Here is a 19,023-nt window from a genome sequence, read left to right as displayed (position 1 = left end):
CATGACCACCCCGCTCCTGTCGCTGCGCGGCATCTCCAAGAGCTACGGCCAAATCCATGCCAATAGAGACATCGATCTGGATGTGGCTCCGTGCTCGATCCATGCGATCCTCGGGGAAAACGGAGCGGGCAAGTCGACGCTGATGAAGCTGATCTATGGCGTCGAGCAGCCGGACGCCGGAATGGCGACCTGGAAAGGGGAACCCCTGGCCCTCGCTTCCCCGGCGGATGCGAGGCGCAAGGGGATCGGCATGGTCTTCCAGCATTTCTCCTTGTTCGAGACGCTGACGGTGGTGGAGAACATCCGGCTGGTCGTGCCCAGGGGCAAATCGGATCTTGCGGATCGCATCCGCATGCTCGGCCGCGAGTTCGGACTCGAAGTCGATCCGCTCGCTCATGTGCACGCGCTCTCTGTCGGAGAGCGGCAGCGGGTGGAAATCATCCGCTGCCTGATGACCGAACCCCAACTCCTGATCCTCGATGAACCGACCTCCGTCCTGCCCCCGCAATCGGTGGACAAGCTATTCGAGACATTACGGCGGCTGCGCGACCGCGGCGTCTCCATCCTGTTCATCTCGCACAAGCTGGAGGAGATCCGCGCGGTCTGCGACCGCGCGACCATCCTGCGCGGCGGGCGCATCACCGGCCGCGTGGACCCGCGCGACCACGACGCGCACGACCTTGCCCGGATGATGATCGGCCGCGACATGCCGCAGCCCATGCCGGCGCTTGCGCATTCCGGCGGCGAAAAGCGCCTCGAAATCGTCGGCCTCGACCATCGGCCGGACGATCCCTTCGCGGTGGCGCTTTCCGACGTCAGCCTGACGGTCCGGGCCGGCGAGATCCTCGGGATCGCGGGCATATCGGGCAACGGGCAGAGTGAACTCGCAGCGTTGATTTCAGGCGAAACGGTGCTGCCGCGCGAACAGTCCGACCGTATCTATATGATGGGAAAGGATGTCGGCGCGCTCGACGCGGCCGCCCGCCGCCGACTGGGCTTCGCCTTCGTTCCCGAGGAACGGCTTGGCCGCGGCGCGGTGCCGGAAATGTCGCTCGTCCTCAACAGCCTTCTGACCGCCCATCCGTTCGGCCTGTTGAAACGCGGCCTCGTCGACACGAACCAGGTGAAGGCTTTCACCGAGGACTGCATCCGGCAATACGACGTGCGCACGCCCGGTTCGGAAGCGGAGGCCGGCGCGCTTTCGGGCGGCAATCTGCAAAAGTTCATCGTCGGTCGAGAGATCATGCTGTCCCCGCAATTGCTGTTCGTGGCGCAACCCACCTGGGGCGTCGACATCGGCGCCGCGTCCGCCATCCGCCGGCGCCTCATTGCCCTGCGCAACGAAGGCATGGGTATCCTCGTCATCTCAGAGGAACTGGAGGAGCTGTTCGAACTCTGCGATTCGATCCAGGTGATCCATCAAGGCCGGCTGAGCCCGCCGCTGGTGACGCGCGACACGAGACCCGAGGAGATCGGCCGCTACATGATCGGCGCGCATTCGACGGCTAAAAAGGTCCCTGCATGAGCGCTCTGTCCGCGCCGCTCCTTCCCGTTCTGGTTCGCCGGGAGCATGCCTCGCTTCCCGTCAAACTGATCGCCCCGCCCGTCGCGCTCGCCTTGGCGACGCTTCTCAATCTCGGGCTCTACCTCCTTATGGGCCGCGATCCGGTAGCCGTTTTCCACGCGATGCTTCTGGAGCCCTTCCTGTCTTGGACCTCTTTCTCGGAAGTCCTGCTTAAGACCGCGCCGCTACTGCTGATCGCGCAGGGGCTCGCGATCGGCTTTCGCGCAAAGGTCTTCAACATCGGCGCCGAGGGCCAGTTCATCCTCGGCGCGATTTTCGCATCGGCCATTCCCATCTGGTTCCCAGAGGCAACGGGCCAATGGATCTGGCCCTCCATGCTTGTCATCGGTGCGCTGGGCGGCGCTCTGTGGGCGTCGCTCACGGCCTTCTGGCGCGTGAAGCTCAATGCAAACGAGATTCTGGTATCGCTCATGCTGGCGCTCGTTGCCGCGCAACTGCTCAACTACCTGCTTCTCGGCCCCTGGAAGGACCCAAACGGCTTCAACTTCCCGCAGTCGGTGATGTTCCAGTCCGACGCGATGGTGCCGATCCTGATCCCCGGCACCCGCGTCAACGTCTCGCTGCTTATCGCCTGCGCGTTCTCCCTTGCGGCCTGGATCTTCATGCAGAGGAGTTTCGCCGGCTTCAAGCTGCAGGTCGGCGGCCTCGCGCCACGCGCGGCCGGATACGCCGGCTTCAACGAAGGACGGGCGATCTGGCTTTCCCTGCTCATCGGCGGTTTCGCGGCAGGCCTCGCCGGAGCGGCCGAGGTGGCCGGGCCGCTCGGCCAGCTGCAGCGCTCCATCTCGACCGGCTACGGCTATGCCGCCATCATCGTGGCCTATCTCGGTGGCCTTCACCCGGTCGGCATCACCTTTTCCGCGTTGCTCATGGCGGCCCTCTATATCGGCGGCGATAACGCCATGGTCTCGGCAAATCTGCCGGTCGCTGCGGTCAGGGTTTTCCAGGGCAGCCTGCTGCTCGCATATCTCGTCGCCATTGCCTTCGTCCGCTACCGGCTCGAATGGCGCCATGCCGCCCACGGAAGCACGTCATGAACGCCGTCGAGTTCATCATCGCCGAGATGTTGGCGGCGGCTACGCCGTTTCTCCTGGCGGCGCTCGGCGAACTGGTGGCCGAGCGGGCCGGCGTCCTCAATCTCGGGGTGGAGGGACTGATGGCCCTCGGCGCCGTCATCGCCTTCATTATCGTCTATCAAGGCGGCGGGCATCTCCTCGGTTTCCTCGCCGCGGGCCTCGCCAGCGCGGCTCTTTCCCTGGTCTTTGCCGTCATCGCGCTGGGATTTCGCGCAAACCAGGTTGCGGTAGGCCTTGCCATAGGCATCCTCGGCCAAGGCCTCTCGGCGCTGTTCGGCAAGAGCTATGAGAGCCTCACGGTTAAGGGGCTTCCGAAGCTTTCATTGCCCGGGCTTTCGGATATCCCGGTGATCGGCGGCTTGTTCGCCCAAGACGTTGTCGTGTGGCTTTCGCTTGCCGCGACCGTCGCCATCTGGGCGATGTTCGCCTACACCAAAACAGGCCTCGTCGTCCGCGCCGTCGGCGAGAACCCCAAGGCGGCCCGTGCGCTCGGCTATCCGGTGATCGCCGTGCGGTTCGCCGCGGTCGCCTTCGGCGGCGCGTTGGCAGGTTTCGCCGGTGCCTACGCATCCGTGGTCTACACTCCGCTCTGGGCCGATGGCATGATCGCAGGGCGCGGCTGGATTGCGATTGCGCTCGTCGTCTTCGGCACTTGGCTTGCCAGCCGTATCTTCCTCGGTGCGTGCCTCTTCGGCGCCGTGTCCCTCGCAAGCCTCGCGGCCCAGGCGACAGGGCTGGACGTTTCCTCGCAACTTCTATCGAGCTTGCCTTATCTCGTGACCGTGATCGTGCTCGGCATCATCTCTTCGAACCGCCGTCTGCTCAAGCTCAACGGCGTGGCTTCGCTGGGAGAACCTTTCGAACGATAGTGTCGCTTGGTACGGCCCATCAAGGATCCCGTGAAGAATGGTGGATTGCGCCCGCGCTCTCAAGCCATCCAGCGCGCCTACTCGGCCGCTCTCGTGGCGTGCGGCCGGCAACCAGCGCACCCTCACAGAATGTCAGCCCCGACTCGAAGCATTCAGGCGTGAGCTAAAAGCGATAACGCACTCCGACAGTATTCGCGTTGGAACCCTCTCCCATGTTTCCAAACGTGCCTCCGGCGCCGGATCTGTGATGGAGTTGATAGACAAGCTCGACGTTGGGAGCTTGCCTTAGTCTGAAAGAAAGCTCCGCGCCGATAAAACCAAGGAAGGATGCATCGCCATCGTAATGGATTTCGCGGGCGTGCTCGATCTCGGTGACGCCTGTAACGGCACTGACACCGGCCGTCAGCGCTGGCGCAATCGCCAGATCGCCGATGACAAGGCCCTGGTGGCGAAGCCGCATCCCGGCCCAAAGCTCTCCGGATGTATCGTCGTCCTCGCCAAACCTTATGGCAGCCCCAGTCACACCGCCAAGGACAAAACCGGCGCCAACATCGGCGAAATCACGGCCGTAAGCAGCTCCAATCATGTAATTGTTCGTATAGTCGGCTCCGAAGACGTTGATAGTATCCCCGAAGGACCCGGTTACAAAGACGCCCCCAAAAACATAGACGTCGTTCTTCGTCGGTTGACCGGCAGCGAAAGGATCTTCGGTTGCAAAATAGATGAAGGGAGAACTGTTGTCGGCGAGGGCGGAAGTGAAGGAACCGGTCAGAATCAGCGCAGCCAAAGCCGCTTGCACCCCGCGCATGCACAAGCTCCGAATCAATTCTCAGTTGATCATCATTCCTCCGGTGTTTCCCGTGAAGAAGCAAGTTCCCTGCTCCAGAAATTGGAGGGCTCTACCCCATTGCTTGACCAAGGTTTTTTCGGGACGCTGACCTTCGGCTATATGGAGCAGCCCAACATCCCCCGCGCGCTGGCGATCCGCCGCAAGAAGGCTGGAAGTTCGACATCACGAGATCCTTCTTGCTGTCGCGGCGCTCGCTCAAGACATCGCCCAATTCCGGCATGCCGGTCTGGCACGACAAGCTGTTCACCGGGCTGGCGCGCACGGCGGCTGATGCGACTGAATATTGCAAGATTCCGACCGGACGTGTGGTCGAGATCGGAACTCAGGTGGCTGTCTAAGCTTCTGCATATACAGTAGGCGCTGGTCCGACTTGGCACCTGCCCATCCGTCAACCCACGTGAGCCCACAGGCGCATTGGCTCGCGTCGACATCATATGGATTTGTCCAACCCATGCGAGCATACTGCCTGAACGCGTTCCTTTAGCGAGGAACAAGCTGATGCGCGTCGGTACGAGAGGCGTTCCGATCGAATACTACACGCTAAGGATTGCCGAGCCGGCAGGCTCGCAATCTGGTGCTGGAGGCGACCCCAAAGCAGAACACCGCAACGAGGTAGCCGACGAGACTGAAGCGCAGATCACGAACGGCCAGGCCGGCAATGATGGCCAGTTGCGCAACACCAATGTACCGTAGGATGAGCGTGAGCGAGTCCGTGAGTGCCATCGAATATCAGGCCGACCCCCGGTCGACTATCTGCGGGAAGGTTGGCGCGAACCTTTGGCGGCCTCCTGCATCGCGATGGCAACAATTGCGCCAGAGACAAACGTCAATGCGGCAATCGATGTTACCGCCCACGAGAGCCCGAAGCGATCGGCGATGAGACCTGCTGAGAGCGCGCCGATCGCGTAGCCGAGATCGCGCCAGAACCGATAGACGCTGAGCGAGCGGGCGCGCCAGCTGGGATGCGAGGCGTCGGAAACGGCAGCGATCAGACTTGGATAGACCATTGCCGTTCCAAGGCCGAGCAGAAGACTGCCGATGAGCCACCATTCGAACCGGCCCGTGGCGGCGGTAAGAAACAGACCGCCGGCCTGGGTCCACATCCCTGCGACGATCAGGCCCTTGCGGCCCCAGCGATCGCTCAAGGGGCCGGTGACGACCTGCAGGATTCCCCATGTTGCGGGATAGACCGCCTTCAGGATGCCGATGCGCTCGATGCCAAGTCCGAAGGACACGAAGAACAATGGGAAAATACCCCAGCTCATGCCGTCGTTGAGGTTGTTGACTAGGCCGGCTTGCGAAGCCGCGAACAGATTGCGATTCCGGAACGAGGTCAGCGCAAACACCTCCCGGAAACTGATCGGCGCGGATTGCATTGCGTGAGCGGATGTTTCCAACCGGAGGTGGTCGCGCGTGTCACGGATTAGCAGCACCGACAGTACGGTGCCGACGATGGCGTAGCCGATCCCGAGATAGATGGGCACCGGGCGCAGGCCGTATCGCGAAGCGAGATAGCCCGTGAGGAATGCCGTTACGCCGACGGCGAGATAGCCGGCAAATTCATTGAGGCCGACTGCAAGGCCACGTGATTTCGGACCGACGAGATCGACCTTCATGACCACAGTCATCGACCAGGCCAGTCCCTGATTGATGCCGAGCAGTGCATTGGCCGCAATCACCCATCCCCAGCTCGGAGCCCAGATGATCATGAACGGAACCGGCAAGCCGACAAGCCAGCCGAGGACGAGAACGCGCTTGCGCCCCCAGCTATCGGCGAGTTGGCCGGAGACGAGATTGGCAAGCGCCTTGACCACGCCGAAGCTCACGATGAAGGAGACGACAAGTGTCGTTGACGTGATGCCGAACTCTTCCGATCCGATGAGGGGCACGACCGTTCGCTCGATCCCGACCATGCCGCCGACAAAAGCATTCACCAGCATCAGGAGAGCAAACTGCCGCCAGTTTTCCCTAAGCCCAAGTCTGACAGTCGAGCCTGCTGACCGCGAAACGCCCATCGGTCAGGCCGCGGCGGCCAACCCGGCATTGGTGGCTCGGTTGCGCGCCGCATCCGGCGGCGGAGGTGGTATGTCGGCGACCATCGTGGCGACGAAGGTGCCCTCGTCCTCAATGCGGAATGCTTTGTTGAAGCGCTTCTCGAAGCCAATCGTCGATGTCGGCTTGCCGCTGAGCGAGCGCCCGCAGACCGAGCCGGAATATGCGCCGGGCAGCACCTCGACGTGATCCGGCAGTTGCTTGAGACGGCGCACGCTGGAAAACAGCGTCCGCGCGCCGGCCTCGGCGTCGGTTGCCAGTTCGGTTCGCCCGAGATCGCCAACCATCAGCGTGTGGCCTGTCAGCACGAACCACGGCTCGCTCGCGCGTGTCCGATCGGTGACCAAAAGCGAAATGTGCTCCGGCGTATGCCCGGGCGTGTGCATGGCGCGCAGAAACGGGAACCCGGCCTCCGCGCCTTCGAAGAGCAGGTATTCCGCGCCGGACGCTGCAGCGAGCGCCCGCCCGACGGAAATGTGGTCGGCATGGATGTGCGTGTCGACCACATAGAGGATGCGCATGCCCGTCGCCTCGGCGACCCTAAGGTAAGGCGCAATGTCACCGACCGGATCGACCACCGCAGCGGCCGATTTTCCACCACATCCGAACAGGTAGGATGCGGCGACGGGATCGGAATGGAGGAATTGACGGAGGATCATGGCTTGCGCTCCCTACCTCGCCTGCGGTAATATTCAATTATTCTGCTGAATGTTTCACCGAGGAACAGTCGTGTCAAGCATTGGACCAAAACAGGCGATTTTCGCCAGCCTTGCAGAGGTGGCTCAGGCGCTCGGGCATGCGCATCGGCTGGAATTGCTGGAGCACCTCGCACAGGGTGAACGCAGCGTCGAAGGACTAGCGGCTCGGGCCGGCCTCAACTTTGCCAACGCCTCGCGCCACCTTCAAATCCTTCGACGCGCGCGACTTGTCGAGGCCGAGCGGCATGGCAAGCATATGCTCTATCGCCTTTCAGGAGATGTTCTGGTGGTTGAATTAATGAAGGCTCTGGGGCGCGTGGGCGAGCGGAACGTCGCCGAGGTCAACCGCGTCATGACCGACTATTTCCAGGCTCGCGACGCCTTGGAGGCTGTGTCGCGTGAAGAGCTTGTCTCAAGGTTGCGTGATGGCCTTGTCACGGTTCTCGATGTCCGGTCGGAGGACGAATTCGCGCTCGGACATCTACCGGGGGCGCTCAACATCCCGTTCGCTGAACTTGAAAACCGGCTGGCGGAACTTCCCGCGAACCGCGAGGTCATTGCCTATTGCCGCGGCCGTTATTGCGTTCTCTCGTTCGAGGCTGTCGCGGCACTGCGGGCGCGAGGGTATGTCGCTCACCGGCTCGAGGACGGGTATCCCGATTGGAAGGCCGCAGGCCTTCCAATTGAGGCAGCGGCCTGAGTGGTCCCGCAGCCAAAAGTTTTCGATCGAACAACATGACGCCACCAGTTCCGCGATCACCGCTGCTTGAGCTGAAGGACTATTCGGCCGAGTCCGTGTTTCAGGTTGAAACATGCTTCGCGAGGCGCGGCGGCAAAAAGGCCTGTCGCCGGAACGTATGCCTTCTGTGTGTGTCCTTGATCCGGACGGCGACATAGTGCGCCGGTTGCGCAAAGAAGGCCGCGCCCGCCCATCGTCGGGCTGGGCCTGCTATCATACCGTCCTTCACGAGTTCGAACTGGATGGCCAGACGCTTGGCATCATTTGGCTGTGCGGTCGGCTCCTCGTTCGCCGTGCCGGTCGCCGAGCAGCTTTTCGCGTCGGGGTGCCGCCTGCTGATCAGCATCACCTCGGCCGGCCAGATCACGGTGCTTGGACCACCGCCCTATTTCGTGCTGATCGACCGGGCCCTTCGCGATGAAGGAACTAGCCATCATTCGTTCCGCACGCTGAATTCACCGAAGCCAATCCGGAGCTTATCGCGTAAGTCTTGATGTCGCAGCATCGGGGACTTGCAAAAGCTGCATTTTGCGGCCAGCGTAGGCGGATGATGGCCCGGCTGTCGCCAAAGCATCTCCTCGTCATGCTAATAGCGGTCTTCCTGACCGCCGGGTTCAGCCTGTCTGCCGCTCAGGCCAGCGTCATGTCGGCCAAGATGGCGGACGCTATGGCGATGTCCACCGGTGCCAGCACAGGCACTTTGGCCGGTGCTTCCATGAACGGCGACTGCAGGGCGTGCCTCAAAGACATCGGCGACAGTGGCAACCCGATGCATTGTCCGCCGACCTGCATCGCACCGGTGCTGGCGGTGCTGCCGCAAGACCTCGCGGTGACGGCAGTTCTCCACGTGCAGCAGCCATCGACGCAAGCTGCCCCGTTCCTGCAGGGACGAAGTTCCCTACCCGACCCATACCCTCCCCGACTCAGCGCTTGACGCCGTTTCAGCCGTGACGCGGCTGATTCCCGGCGCCTGATCGCCTGTGTTGCGCATCGTTGCGCGCGCGGGCGCATACAGCATTCCAGTTCGATGCCGAGTGGCTCGCCATCGATCGAGATCGCAAAGGGCTAGCAGGGTGAAATACGATTTCAGTCATTCGATATCGCGCCGCGGGTTTTTTGCGGCGGCGGCGGGCGCTGCCGTGTCCTGCTCGCTGCGTCCTGCACGCGCCTCGACCGAGGACGAGCGCCGGATCAAGGTCGGCCCGGGCCAGGCGCTGCTCAATGGCGCCGAAGGTCCGTCTACCGCAGTCTGGACCTATAGCGGCACCACCCCCGGCCCAACATTGCGCCTGCGGCAGGGCCAGCCGGTCCGCATCACTGTCGAGAACGGACTAGACGAAGACACGACCGTCCATTGGCATGGCATCCGTTTGCCGAACGCCATGGACGGCGTGCCGGACCTGACCCAGAGGCCGATCGGACCGGGCGAGAACTTCGTCTATGAGTTCACGCCGCCAGATGCCGGCACCTTCTGGTACCATTCGCATGCCGACAGCCTGGTACAGATCGGCCGTGGACTCGCCGGCCCGCTGATCGTTGAGGAACGGGAGCCCGTCGCCGCCGACCGCGATCTCCTCTGGCTGCTGCAGGACTGGCGGCTCACCAGTGACGGCCAGATCGCCGGCGGCTTCGGCAGCATGATGGATGCGTCGATGTCGGGCCGCGTCGGCAATGCCGTCACCATCAACGGCGCGGCGCCGGCCGACCTGAGCGTGACGGCAGGTGAGCGCGTCAGACTGCGGCTCGCCAATGCCTGCCTTGCCCGCATGGTGGCGCTGCGCTTCGAGGGTCACCGTCCGGTGATCGTCGCGGTCGACGGCCAGCCCTGCGACCCGCATGAACCGGAAGACGGCCGCCTGGTGCTGGCACCGGCCATGCGCATCGACATTATGCTCGACATGCAGGGCGGTCCCGGCAGCAGGCACGCCGTGGTCGACGACTTCTATGACGGCCTCGTCTACACGCTGACAACGCTTGCCTATGACAAGGCGCCGCCGCTGCGCCACCATCTTCTCGATGCGCCGCGTCGCCTGCCCGCCAATCCGCTGCCGGCCCCCGATCTGGCCAAGGCCGAACGGCATGAGATCGTCCTGCAAGGCGGCATGATGGGCGGCGGCAAGCTGGCCGGCGTCGGCGGTATGATGGGCATGGCGATGCCCGGCATGAACGGCGCCGCCGCCTGGGCAATCAACGGCATGTCGATGACCGGCGATGGCGATGCCGGCATGGCGCCGCAGTTTACGCTCAAACGCGGCGTGACTTGCCACCTCACTGTGCGCAACGAAACCGCCTGGTGGCACCCCATGCACGTTCACGGCTTCAGCCTGTCGGTGCTTTCGCGCAACGGCTTGCCGGTACCGCACCGGCAATGGCAGGACACGGTGCTGCTCGCCCCCAAGGACACGATCGAATGCGCCTTCGTTGCCGACAATCCCGGTGACTGGATGCTGCACTGCCATGTCGCCGATCACCAGATGGCCGGCCTGATGACAGTGTTCCACGTGACCTGAAAGTTTTATCCAACCAAGGAGAACTGCAATGAAACTGACCTACCGCCTTGCCGCACTGTCCCTGCTGATCGCAACGCCGCTGCCCGCCTTCGCCGCGACTATCAACGCCGTCATGTACAAGAACCCGCAATGCAGCTGCTGTGAATCCTACGCCAACTACCTTGAGCACAATGGCTTCAAGGTCGATATCAAGCCGGTCAACAATCTCTCTCAAATCAGCAGCGATGCCGGCGTGCCGGCGGACCTTGAGGGCTGCCATACACTGATGGTCGACGGCTATGTCGTCGACGGCCTTGTGCCAGTCGAAATCGTCAAGAAGCTGTTGACCGAGCGGCCAGCTATCAGCGGCATCACGCTGGCCGGCATGCCGGCAGGCGCGCCCGGCATGGGCGGCGAGAAGTCCGAGACCTGGACGATCTACGCCTTCACCAAGGACGGCAAGGCGCCGACCGTCTATGCGACCGAGTGAGCGCACCGTGATCAAGTGCAAATGGGCTATCTTCCTTGTCTGCTCGCTGCTGGCGTTTCCGCCGCCCTCCGTGGCAGCGGGGGCATCTGAGAACTTCACACTGCTCGATACGCCCGCCGCCGTGCCGGAAATCAGCTTCGAGGACGGCACCGGCAAGCCGAAAACGCTCGCCGATTTCTCCGGTAAGGTGGTTCTGCTCAACATCTGGGCGACATGGTGCGCGCCCTGCCGCAAGGAAATGCCTACGCTTGATCGGCTGCAGGCCAAGCTCGGCGGACCGGATTTCGAGGTCGTCGCGCTGTCGATGGACCGGAAGGGTCCCGACGCCGTGAAGAAATTCTTCGCCGAGACCGGCGTGACACACCTTGCGCTGAACATCGATACCTCGGCCAAAGTCATGTTCACGCTCGGCGCGGTGGGCCTGCCGATGACCGTGCTTATCAACCGCGACGGCAAGGAGATTGGCCGGCTGATCGGGCCGGCTGAATGGGATTCTCCCGACATGGTCGATTTCATCCGCAGCCGTATTGCCGCTAGCCCGAAAGGAAAAGGCTGATGCTTGCCAGAAACCGGGACGAGCCGACGGTTCGGGACGTTTCATCCGCTTGGAACGAATGGATGCGTCTGTTGTGCGCCCTGATCGTCTTCACCGCGCTGATCGCCGGCTTCACGCATGGAGCGCGGGCGCATTCAATGGACGAAGTCGACGCCATGCTGCAGAACGACGAGAAATATTTCCAGCAGATCGACAGGCCAACGCCCGATTTCACGCTGCGCACCGCCGACGGTCGCATCGTGCGGCCGGCCGACCTCATCGGCAAGGTCGTCGTCCTCCATTTCATCTACACATCGTGCCCGGACGTCTGCCCGCTGCATGCCGAGAAGATCGCCGAGATCCAGAAGATGGTGAATAGCACGCCGATGAAGGATCAGGTCACCTTCGTGACGATCACCACCGACCCCACAAAGGACAAGCCGATGTGCTCAATGCCTATGGACCGGCGCATGGGCTCGACCCTGTCAACTGGCTGTTCCTGGCCACTGCCCCGGGCCAGCCGGAGGATATGACCCGCAATCTGGCGGAAGCCTTCGGTCACAAATTCAGCCTGACCAATGATGGCTACCAGATGCACGGGATCGTCACGCATGTGATCGACAAGGAGGGCCGCTGGCGGGCGAATTTCCACGGCCTGAACTTCGCGCCCGTCAATCTCGTCACCTTCGTCAACGCGCTCACTAACAATGTCGAGCGCACGCACCACGAACGGGACGAAGGCTGGCTGGCAAAATTGAAGAGCCTCTTTTGACGGAGAGGCACCGACATTCTCGACGACAAGAAAGGGAGACGCGCATGTTCACCAAGCCAAGAGATGCAGCCAGGTATTGCAGCGGCATCGCCCGCGCCCTGCTCTTTGCCGGCCTGACAGGATGGTTCCTGCTCGATCCGGGCTTTCAAGCCATACAGGCGAATGCTGCAGGCGAAATGTCCCAGGATCAGTTCGACCAGCGGATACACGACTATATCCTGGCGCATCCGGAGGTTCTCGTGCAGGCGCTGAAAAGCCTGGACCAGCGCCAGCGTGAAGCAGATGCAGCCCAGGCCAGGCAGGTGCTCAAGGCGCGCGCGGACGACATCTTCCGTGACAAGCAAAGTCCAGTCGGCGGCAACGCCGAGGGCAACGTTACCCTGGTCGAGTTCTTCGACTATAATTGCCCCTATTGCAGGCAGATGGCGCCGGTCATGGAACAGGCTGCGGCCGACGATCCGCAACTCAGGATCGTCTACAAGGAATTCCCCATCCTCGGCCCAGATTCGGTGTTCGCGGCCAAGGCGGCGCTCGCCGCCGACAAGCAGGGCAAATACACAGCGTTTCACAAGGCGCTCTATGGGTCCAAGACAAGGGTGACCGAGGCGGCCGTCCTCAAGATCGCCGCCGAGGCCGGGCTGGACGTCGAGCGCATGAAGGGCGATATGCGGCAGCCGGACATCCAGGCGCTGATCGACCGCAACATGGAACTGGCCCAGGCGCTGAGAATAACGGGAACGCCGGGATTTATCGCCGGCGACCAGATTTTTCCCGGCGCCACCGATCTTGCGACGCTGAAGAAGCTCATCGAGCAGGCGAGGAGCGGCAAATGACAAGGACCCCAAACCGACGCACCGTCATTCTCGGCGTCTTCGGCGCCGCCGCGGCTGCAGGCTTTCTCGCACCGGATTTGGCAATCGCTGCCGACGATCCCGAATTGACCAAACGGTTCAAAGATCTTAGCGAGAGCGGCAACAGCACCTGCTCGGCCAAGTTTACCGAGTCGATCGCGACCATGCCCGCGATGGCGCGCATCAAGGGCTCGTGCTGCAGCCCGATGGAATTGAAACGCTATCGCGAGCAGGTAAATGGGCTTACCCAATATCGCGCCATCCCGATGATCCCCAGCGACCCGTACGACATACCGGCGGCGACCGCGCAGCAGATGCTGCCTTACTACGATCTGAAGCTCACCGGGGACGAGCAGAAGGCATACGATTACGCGATGGCCAATTCCGAGGAGAAGGGCCCCTGCTGCTGCCCGTGCTGGCGCTGGAGAGTGTATGGCGGACTGGCGAAATACCTGATCCACGAACACGGCTTTGACGGCAGGCAAATTGTGAACGTATGGGACCTGTCCGACGGCTGCGGCGGGGGAATGTAGAATTGCCGGAGTATGCATCTTTCCCCGTTCTGTAACCGGAATCACCGTTGTCTTGACGGAGGTTGCCGGCGACTTAACTTAGCTTGCACTCGCCAATCGTGGGCGGCGAACTCAGCCTTCGCGCCAGAGGATCATTTCCATGATGGATGGGTCAGGGGGCATGTGGTTGATGGGCGGGATGGGCCTCATCTGGATCCTGGTGTTGGTCGCCCTCGTGCTCGCGATTGCGGCGCTCGTCAAATATCTACAACACTGACCGATTGAAGCGCCGAGGCGTTGGCCGCCGAGGCGGGCTTCGGCCGAGATCAGCAACGATGCGGATCAGGGGCTTGCCGTCACGCCCCACGTCGACGACCCTGCCACGAGTCGGCAAGGCTGGCGCTCAGTTCGCACGACCCGCCAGACTGCTACCCTTCGAGGCTCGGGCTCCATGTCGCGTGACTTTTCGGGGCGACGCTTAAGTCTGGCGGCTGTCGCATGCCTCGGTCACGCTGATCGGACCTTGTCCGTCGTCGCGCGAACATAGTTCAGGTTCTTGGTTCCGACGGCGCCGATGTCGCCGACCTTGAATCCGCTCTCGGTCAACAACGAGGCGATCCCATTCATGTCCACGTGACCATGTCGATGAAGTCTCGGCAATCTGGACTTGCGTACCGGCCTGCCGAAATCGATAAGCAACAGCCGGCCAGTGGGCTTCAAGACGCGTGCTGCCTCGCGGACGAAGGCCGATCGAACGGGCTTCGACAGATGATGCAGCATCAGCGTACCGATCACAATGTCGAACTGCGCGTCCTTGAAGGGAAGCTTCTGCGCCGTCCCGTTGACGAAGGTCAGATCGAGGCCAGACCTTTTGGCCTTGGCGCGCGCCCTCTCGATCATTTCAGCCGAAGCATCGACGCCCGTGACGCCTCCATCAGAACCCACTAGCCGCTTCGCGGCAATCGCAAGGGTTCCCGTCCCGCAGGCGACATCAAGCACCGCTTCGCCGGGCCGGAGCTTCGCCAAGCGAAGCATGTGCTCGCGAAACCGCCCCTCGCGGCCGAGGGTCAGAACGCGCGCAAGCCAGTCATAGCCCGCCGCCCGGTGCAGGACGATGCCGATCCCCCTGTCGCTCGCGCCGTGCGTGCCTTTTCCGCCGAGGCCTATGCGAGAAAGGAAGCCCCAGAGCAATACGATCGCGATTGCCGCTAGGATAAGGCCGTGGAACGCCGCCACCCAGGCGCCGGCGCCGATGTAGCCCATGCCAAAATTGCCCAGAAAGAGGAAGCCGGCGACGAGCGACAGTTTGGCAAGCAGGGCCATCGCGATCACGCCCTTGCGCGAATGCCGTCCGTTGCCGGCGCGGTGACCAGATAAGTGCATGTCGGCGACCTTCCGTTGCGGCCTGTCCAATATACGATTTGAGCTTCTGGACTTGGCGTATCATACTGGACACAATGTCCAGCATGAGATTCCGGACACCAGAGCTTTGAATGTCCAGAAGCAGGCGCCGAACGTGGCGATGACCATAAAAATCGACCGAACGAGCGACTCAAACACCATCGATCGCCGCGTCGCGCGGACGCGCGCGCTGCTGCAGGATGCGCTTATTGCCCTGATCCCGGAGCACGCATATGCGGCCAAAACGGTCGACGACATTTGTCAGAGAGCAAATGTCGGCAGGTCTACCTTCTATACCCACTACGCAGACAAGGATGCTCTACGCAGCGCGACCATCGAGGCGCATCTGGGGTCGCTAAGCCGTGGGCGCATGTCGGCAAGTCAGGAGATTGGTGCTCGCCTGTTTGCGTTTAGCCTTCCCATGTTCGAACACGCACTTGCGTTCCGGTCGCTTCACCACGCGCTGCTTGCGAGCAGCGGCGACACGATCCATGACGAATTGCGCGAGCGTATCCGGCGCGCCGTCCGAGCAGAACTTGTCGGAAAGCGGGTCGGTGGAGGTGGAGTGCCCGTCGAATTCGCCGTCCAGTTCATCGCCGGCGCATTTCTTGCGGTCCTCACCTGGTGGGTCGCCACCGACACGAACCTTTCACCGGCGCAAGCGGATGATCTGTTCCAGGGAATGGCGGGAAACGGTGTCGGCGCCTGGGATATATCAGGCTCCGATTCGTAAAACGGGATTGGCCTTGGCGGCGGCAGACGTGGCGCCTGATAGCGGTCGCCAGGAGGACTTATCGGGCTGGACTTGCCGAAGTGCCGATGGCGAGAAAGCTCCACTCCAGCGGCTCGCGCCAGAGACGATCCGCGTGAAGGTCGGCGAGACCCTGAAAGTGCGTTTCATCGGCACCAACAACGGCTTCATCCACCCCATGCACATCCATGGCGGACCCTTCGAGGTGGTCGCCCGCGACGGAGAGACGATTTTCCCTTCGGCCCGCTTCCTTGCCGACGCCGTTAATGTCGGGCCGAGCCGCCGTCGGCGCTACCCTGCCATCCATGGCATCGCCACCGCGCCGCTCGCCACCGCGATGCCGAGTGCGAGCAACGCGATCCCCACCGTCGCCTCGAAGCGGCGGCCGCGCGGCAACAGCTTCTCGACGAAGACGACCAGCGTCAAAAGCAGCATCCAGGCGAGGCTCATGACACCGGCCGCGACCAGAACGGCAAACAGCGCCCAGCAGCAGCCGAGGCAGTACAGGCCGTGCCGCAGCCCCATGCGAAGGGCGCCGATCCGCCCGTCGCGCCAGTGCTCGGCAATGAAGGCCAGTGGCGAGCGGCAGTGCCCGAGGCAGATGTGCTTGGCCGCCGTGAACTGGTAGAGCCCAGCCGCTGCGAGCGTGGCGCCGAGCGCGAGCGGCGCCCAACGCGAACGCTGAGGCGGATCGAAGCTCATCGCGATATCGCTGCCGAGCTGGACCAGCGCATACACTAGAAAGCCGGCTCCAGCCCAGACGAGGATATAGCCGGCGACGAAGATCCAGGTCGGAACTGCAACGCGGCGTTCGCGCCTTGACTGTGCCGACGCGAACATGAAGATCATCGGCGCAGCAGCAGGCAGCATCATCGCCGCCATCATCACGGTCCATACCGCGAGAAACACGGCGGCGTTGCCGATCGACCAAGGCTCGGCGGCGATGCCGCCCATCGCCATGCCGGCCATACCCTCCACGCCTCCCATCCGGCCGCGCACGGCAATGCCCATCGGCATGTTCATGCTGAGGGTTTGGTAGAGCGTCACCGCCCAGGCTGCCGCCGTCAGCAGCGCGATGGAAGCAAGCAGGCCGAGTGGCACGCCGCCCAGCCTTGTGACAAGCGGCGGCAAGGAGAACCGGCCGATGGCGCGTGGGTCTGCCACCGCCTTAGCTCGGGCCGGTCCACTCGAACGGTATGTGCTTGCTCGAGCGGGCAGTGCCCGTCCAGTCGAGGCCGAAGCCCTTGGTGCTGACCTCGACGGAACGGCCCCAGGTGGCAACCTGGCCGGGACCGACCTCGGAGCCCGGTGGGTTGATCGTCTGCACGCGTTTGCCGGGTGGGGTAGTCGGCCCCGAAAGCGCTTCCGCACGCCCGACGACGCGGCCAGGGATCTCGACCCGCCAGGTGGCGAGGTCGCCCGCCACCTCGAAGGCGATCGGCACAAACTCCATGCCGCGCAGTTCGCCAATGTTGGCGGCAAAGCCCGCCGGCCAGCCGCCGGCCTGCCCGCCGAAGATGGTCTGCAGCGCCTCGCGCTGCTTCTCGTTGGCCTTCTCATCAAGGTACATGCCCATGACGGCCTTTGCCTCGCCGGCCCAGAGATTGCCTTCGAACTCTCCGAGCGCCACCAGCGTCAGGCCGTCGAGCTTCACGTCGCCGTATTGGCCCTCACGCACGTGCCAGGCGAGCACGCCCTGGCAGTGATTGCCGGTCGGCCGCTGTGCAAATTCGCAAGGACAAGGGATGTCGCAGCTGCAGATGTCGAACCAGTCGCCTGCGAGCCGCCATCGAGGAACTGCGTTCATGGCTCTTACTCCCGAGAACTGATGGGGCAAGATTACTCCATCGGCGCTCGCGGCGCCACGTCTTACCTAGGCGGGTAATGGGCCGCTAAGCGGGCGGCTCACTTTGCTACGGCGCTTGGGTGGCGCGCTCCGCTCGCGGCTTTTTGGCGGTCCGTTACCCCATCTAGTCAGCGAAACAGGCGCAACGTCTGACAGCTTGTGACCTTAACCTTGCTCACCGCCCAACCCAGTGGAGTGCGGTGCACATAGAAACCGCCAGCAAACTCTGCCGGCGCATCGACGCGCGCGTTTTCGCACGGCGCACCTTTTGGGCGGCGGCCCGATGGCCACCGCCTCTGAAACCGCCCGCGGATCAAGCTTGCAGAACCTGCCCGGTAGTGGTGACCGGCGGCATCATTCCGTCTTCGACCAGGATGTCTTTCTTCCTGGCGAACTGCACGAGAACGCCGCGCGCCGTCTCCGCGTCGATCTCGCCGGCCAAAGCGGCTTTACAGGCGCGGATCGCAGCCCTTTGTTCAGGGCTGTTCCCGCACCAGTCGGTGACGAACTGGTAGGCATCCACGACCGAATTCAGCTGCCTCGGGAACCCGAGTCCGACCCAGACGCGAACGGGCTTTTCGAAGGGCTGAGAAAGCATGATTTCCTCCCTCCGAAACGGTCAGGCGGCAACGCCGCCCGTCTCGCCCGACTTTGCGGCCGCCACCCAAGGCATCGCCGTTGCGACGTCCTCGAGGATCTTCACGGAGCGGGCAAAGCCGGCGAACGCATCCCGCGCGACTTTTAACGGTATGAGACCGTCGTAGGCGCGGTGACACGCGCGCGTTGCCGTTTCGTAGATCACGCCTCGCCGATGCTTCGGCCATTCGTCGAGAAAATCGAAAGCATCCTCAAGACAGGCGATCTCTTGAATGAGACCTTCCGCGGCTCTCACGAACACGGGACTCTCAAATGTTCTCTCGCTCATCGAAACCTCCAATCTTTGAACGATTTCAGGTGGTTGAGGATGGTCGCCCCAGCAATCGGCAGCGACCTGCGGGAAATATGTGAAGGCCGATTTTCGACGTCAAGACCGCATGAAGCCAGTGCGCTATCCGACAAAAGTCCTCGGTTACGACGGACACGGTGAGTGCTACTCAGGCGACGGCCCGCTCGGTCCAGCCGGTGGGTTGAACGAACGTCACTCGCTTGGTCTATGGCACACGTTCACCATCTGCGTAGAACGCGGACGAGATCGGCCTCTTCTCCTGTCCTATTGTCACGCCGCAGCCGCCCTTTTGCCGACTGGGCAGTCCGACCCGTGGAGAAGTGGATCCGGATCAAGCCGTGCAAGACAGACACGAGACAGACAAAAGCAAGGTGCGCAGCCAGCCGGTGGTCGTCGAATTGCCGTTGCTGCCGGAGCTCGCGGCCGAGCTTTCCTGCGCACCGGCGGGCAATGGCAGCAGTGAGCGGCCCGAGACATAGGTGACGATTTGTACCGGACACATAGGTAACACTTTTCGGTTTTTGCCGGGAGGTGTTGATGCCGTGGAGAGAGTGTTCGGTG

Annotated in this window: 24 protein-coding genes and 2 pseudogenes; 16 read left to right on the top strand and 10 right to left on the bottom strand. The window is 62.8% G+C overall.

Annotation, left to right across the window (positions count from 1 at the left end; translation table 11 throughout):
• Nucleotide 1: 1 nt before the first annotated feature.
• The 3 genes from NKJ13_RS29400 to NKJ13_RS29390 are packed head-to-tail and all read left to right on the top strand — an operon-like array spanning nucleotide 2 to nucleotide 3,530.
• Nucleotides 2-1,525, top strand: a complete 1,524-nt coding sequence (locus tag NKJ13_RS29400) for an ABC transporter ATP-binding protein (RefSeq protein ID WP_352779192.1) — start codon at nucleotides 2-4, stop codon at nucleotides 1,523-1,525.
• Nucleotides 1,522-2,622, top strand: coding sequence for an ABC transporter permease (locus NKJ13_RS29395; protein ID WP_352691291.1), 1,101 nt, complete (start codon nucleotides 1,522-1,524; stop codon nucleotides 2,620-2,622). The genes NKJ13_RS29400 and NKJ13_RS29395 overlap by 4 nt, the downstream gene beginning before the upstream one ends.
• Complete coding sequence (locus NKJ13_RS29390; protein WP_352740977.1) at nucleotides 2,619-3,530, top strand: ABC transporter permease; 912 nt, start codon at nucleotides 2,619-2,621, stop codon at nucleotides 3,528-3,530. The genes NKJ13_RS29395 and NKJ13_RS29390 overlap by 4 nt, the downstream gene beginning before the upstream one ends.
• 163 nt (nucleotides 3,531-3,693) lie before the next feature.
• Here the strand turns inward: NKJ13_RS29390 and NKJ13_RS29385 are convergent, their stop codons facing one another.
• Nucleotides 3,694-4,338 (bottom strand): hypothetical protein, encoded by a 645-nt coding sequence (locus NKJ13_RS29385; protein ID WP_254819357.1) that lies wholly within the window; start codon nucleotides 4,336-4,338, stop codon nucleotides 3,694-3,696.
• A 123-nt stretch (nucleotides 4,339-4,461) separates the two neighbouring features.
• On the opposite strand from NKJ13_RS29385, the pseudogene NKJ13_RS29380 reads away from it, so the two are divergent.
• Together NKJ13_RS29380 and NKJ13_RS29375 are read left to right on the top strand one after the other, a co-directional pair.
• Nucleotides 4,462-4,718, top strand: a pseudogene (locus NKJ13_RS29380) (KUP/HAK/KT family potassium transporter); the annotation flags it as partial.
• Nucleotides 4,719-4,878: 160 nt separating this feature from the next.
• Nucleotides 4,879-5,073 carry a hypothetical protein gene (locus NKJ13_RS29375; protein WP_352740979.1) on the top strand — a complete coding sequence of 65 codons (195 nt, stop codon included), beginning with the start codon at nucleotides 4,879-4,881 and terminating at the stop codon, nucleotides 5,071-5,073.
• Between the two features lie 56 nt (nucleotides 5,074-5,129).
• Here NKJ13_RS29375 and NKJ13_RS29370 read toward each other — a convergent pair whose 3' ends face one another.
• On the bottom strand, nucleotides 5,130-6,320 hold the full coding sequence (locus NKJ13_RS29370; RefSeq protein ID WP_352740981.1) for an MFS transporter: 1,191 nt from the start codon (nucleotides 6,318-6,320) through the stop codon (nucleotides 5,130-5,132).
• Nucleotides 6,321-6,398: 78 nt separating this feature from the next.
• Nucleotides 6,399-7,091, bottom strand: a complete 693-nt coding sequence (locus NKJ13_RS29365) for an MBL fold metallo-hydrolase (RefSeq protein WP_352740983.1) — start codon at nucleotides 7,089-7,091, stop codon at nucleotides 6,399-6,401.
• Nucleotides 7,092-7,161: 70 nt separating this feature from the next.
• Here NKJ13_RS29365 and NKJ13_RS29360 point away from each other — a divergent pair, with 70 nt between their 5' ends.
• Nucleotides 7,162-7,830, top strand: coding sequence for an ArsR/SmtB family transcription factor (locus tag NKJ13_RS29360; RefSeq protein ID WP_352740984.1), 669 nt, complete (start codon nucleotides 7,162-7,164; stop codon nucleotides 7,828-7,830).
• A 100-nt stretch (nucleotides 7,831-7,930) separates the two neighbouring features.
• Here NKJ13_RS29360 and NKJ13_RS29355 read toward each other — a convergent pair whose 3' ends face one another.
• Nucleotides 7,931-8,236 carry a hypothetical protein gene (locus NKJ13_RS29355; protein WP_352740986.1) on the bottom strand — a complete coding sequence of 102 codons (306 nt, stop codon included), beginning with the start codon at nucleotides 8,234-8,236 and terminating at the stop codon, nucleotides 7,931-7,933.
• A 183-nt stretch (nucleotides 8,237-8,419) separates the two neighbouring features.
• Here NKJ13_RS29355 and NKJ13_RS29350 point away from each other — a divergent pair, with 183 nt between their 5' ends.
• The 8 genes from NKJ13_RS29350 (at nucleotide 8,420) to NKJ13_RS29315 (ending at nucleotide 13,539) form a co-directional block, all read left to right on the top strand.
• Nucleotides 8,420-8,803, top strand: a complete 384-nt coding sequence (locus tag NKJ13_RS29350; protein WP_352779190.1) for a hypothetical protein — start codon at nucleotides 8,420-8,422, stop codon at nucleotides 8,801-8,803.
• A gap of 139 nt (nucleotides 8,804-8,942) precedes the next feature.
• Nucleotides 8,943-10,379 (top strand): multicopper oxidase family protein, encoded by a 1,437-nt coding sequence (locus tag NKJ13_RS29345; protein ID WP_352740988.1) that lies wholly within the window; start codon nucleotides 8,943-8,945, stop codon nucleotides 10,377-10,379.
• Between the two features lie 28 nt (nucleotides 10,380-10,407).
• Complete coding sequence (locus NKJ13_RS29340) at nucleotides 10,408-10,848, top strand: DUF411 domain-containing protein (protein WP_352509011.1); 441 nt, start codon at nucleotides 10,408-10,410, stop codon at nucleotides 10,846-10,848.
• Nucleotides 10,849-10,855: 7 nt separating this feature from the next.
• On the top strand, nucleotides 10,856-11,404 hold the full coding sequence (locus NKJ13_RS29335; RefSeq protein WP_254819350.1) for a TlpA family protein disulfide reductase: 549 nt from the start codon (nucleotides 10,856-10,858) through the stop codon (nucleotides 11,402-11,404).
• Entirely contained in the window at nucleotides 11,404-11,916 is a 513-nt protein-coding gene (locus NKJ13_RS29330) for an SCO family protein (protein WP_352509010.1), read from the top strand. Before NKJ13_RS29335 ends, NKJ13_RS29330 begins: the two co-directional genes overlap by 1 nt.
• Nucleotides 11,913-12,155, top strand: coding sequence for a hypothetical protein (locus NKJ13_RS29325; protein ID WP_352509009.1), 243 nt, complete (start codon nucleotides 11,913-11,915; stop codon nucleotides 12,153-12,155). The genes NKJ13_RS29330 and NKJ13_RS29325 overlap by 4 nt, the downstream gene beginning before the upstream one ends.
• A 44-nt stretch (nucleotides 12,156-12,199) precedes the next feature.
• Nucleotides 12,200-12,988: a DsbA family protein gene (locus NKJ13_RS29320; RefSeq protein WP_352509008.1), complete on the top strand. Its 789-nt coding sequence runs from the start codon at nucleotides 12,200-12,202 to the stop codon at nucleotides 12,986-12,988.
• A complete protein-coding gene (locus NKJ13_RS29315; RefSeq protein ID WP_352479363.1) occupies nucleotides 12,985-13,539 on the top strand; it encodes a hypothetical protein in 555 nt (184 codons plus the stop codon). The genes NKJ13_RS29320 and NKJ13_RS29315 overlap by 4 nt, the downstream gene beginning before the upstream one ends.
• Before the next feature lie 486 nt (nucleotides 13,540-14,025).
• Here the strand turns inward: NKJ13_RS29315 and NKJ13_RS29310 are convergent, their stop codons facing one another.
• Nucleotides 14,026-14,901, bottom strand: a complete 876-nt coding sequence (locus tag NKJ13_RS29310; RefSeq protein WP_352509007.1) for a class I SAM-dependent methyltransferase — start codon at nucleotides 14,899-14,901, stop codon at nucleotides 14,026-14,028.
• On the opposite strand from NKJ13_RS29310, the gene NKJ13_RS29305 reads away from it, so the two are divergent.
• Together NKJ13_RS29305 and NKJ13_RS29300 are read left to right on the top strand one after the other, a co-directional pair.
• Complete coding sequence (locus tag NKJ13_RS29305) at nucleotides 14,900-15,652, top strand: TetR/AcrR family transcriptional regulator (protein WP_352740991.1); 753 nt, start codon at nucleotides 14,900-14,902, stop codon at nucleotides 15,650-15,652. The two genes, NKJ13_RS29310 and NKJ13_RS29305, sit on opposite strands and share 2 nt — an antisense overlap.
• A 121-nt stretch (nucleotides 15,653-15,773) precedes the next feature.
• Nucleotides 15,774-15,956: pseudogene (locus tag NKJ13_RS29300) on the top strand (multicopper oxidase domain-containing protein); the annotation flags it as partial.
• Nucleotides 15,957-15,961: 5 nt separating this feature from the next.
• Here NKJ13_RS29300 and NKJ13_RS29295 read toward each other — a convergent pair.
• The 5 genes from NKJ13_RS29295 to NKJ13_RS29275 form a co-directional block, all read right to left on the bottom strand.
• Nucleotides 15,962-16,834: a DUF2182 domain-containing protein gene (locus NKJ13_RS29295; protein WP_352509005.1), complete on the bottom strand. Its 873-nt coding sequence runs from the start codon at nucleotides 16,832-16,834 to the stop codon at nucleotides 15,962-15,964.
• A 4-nt stretch (nucleotides 16,835-16,838) separates the two neighbouring features.
• The gene (locus tag NKJ13_RS29290; RefSeq protein ID WP_352509004.1) at nucleotides 16,839-17,477 is read right to left on the bottom strand and encodes a DUF1326 domain-containing protein; all 639 of its coding nucleotides are present in this window, start codon (nucleotides 17,475-17,477) and stop codon (nucleotides 16,839-16,841) included.
• Between the two features lie 352 nt (nucleotides 17,478-17,829).
• Nucleotides 17,830-18,114 (bottom strand): DUF982 domain-containing protein, encoded by a 285-nt coding sequence (locus tag NKJ13_RS29285; protein ID WP_352479368.1) that lies wholly within the window; start codon nucleotides 18,112-18,114, stop codon nucleotides 17,830-17,832.
• Between the two features lie 21 nt (nucleotides 18,115-18,135).
• Nucleotides 18,136-18,441 carry a DUF982 domain-containing protein gene (locus NKJ13_RS29280; RefSeq protein ID WP_352509003.1) on the bottom strand — a complete coding sequence of 102 codons (306 nt, stop codon included), beginning with the start codon at nucleotides 18,439-18,441 and terminating at the stop codon, nucleotides 18,136-18,138.
• 352 nt (nucleotides 18,442-18,793) lie between these two features.
• On the bottom strand, nucleotides 18,794-19,023 hold a 230-nt coding region (locus NKJ13_RS29275), incomplete at its 5' end, for a hypothetical protein (RefSeq protein WP_352779187.1).

The organism is Mesorhizobium sp. M0174 (assembly GCF_040322275.1).
GTDB lineage: Bacteria > Pseudomonadota > Alphaproteobacteria > Rhizobiales > Rhizobiaceae > Mesorhizobium.
Note: the sequence above shows the minus strand (reverse complement) of the source record. Positions and strands in the feature narration are given on the sequence as shown.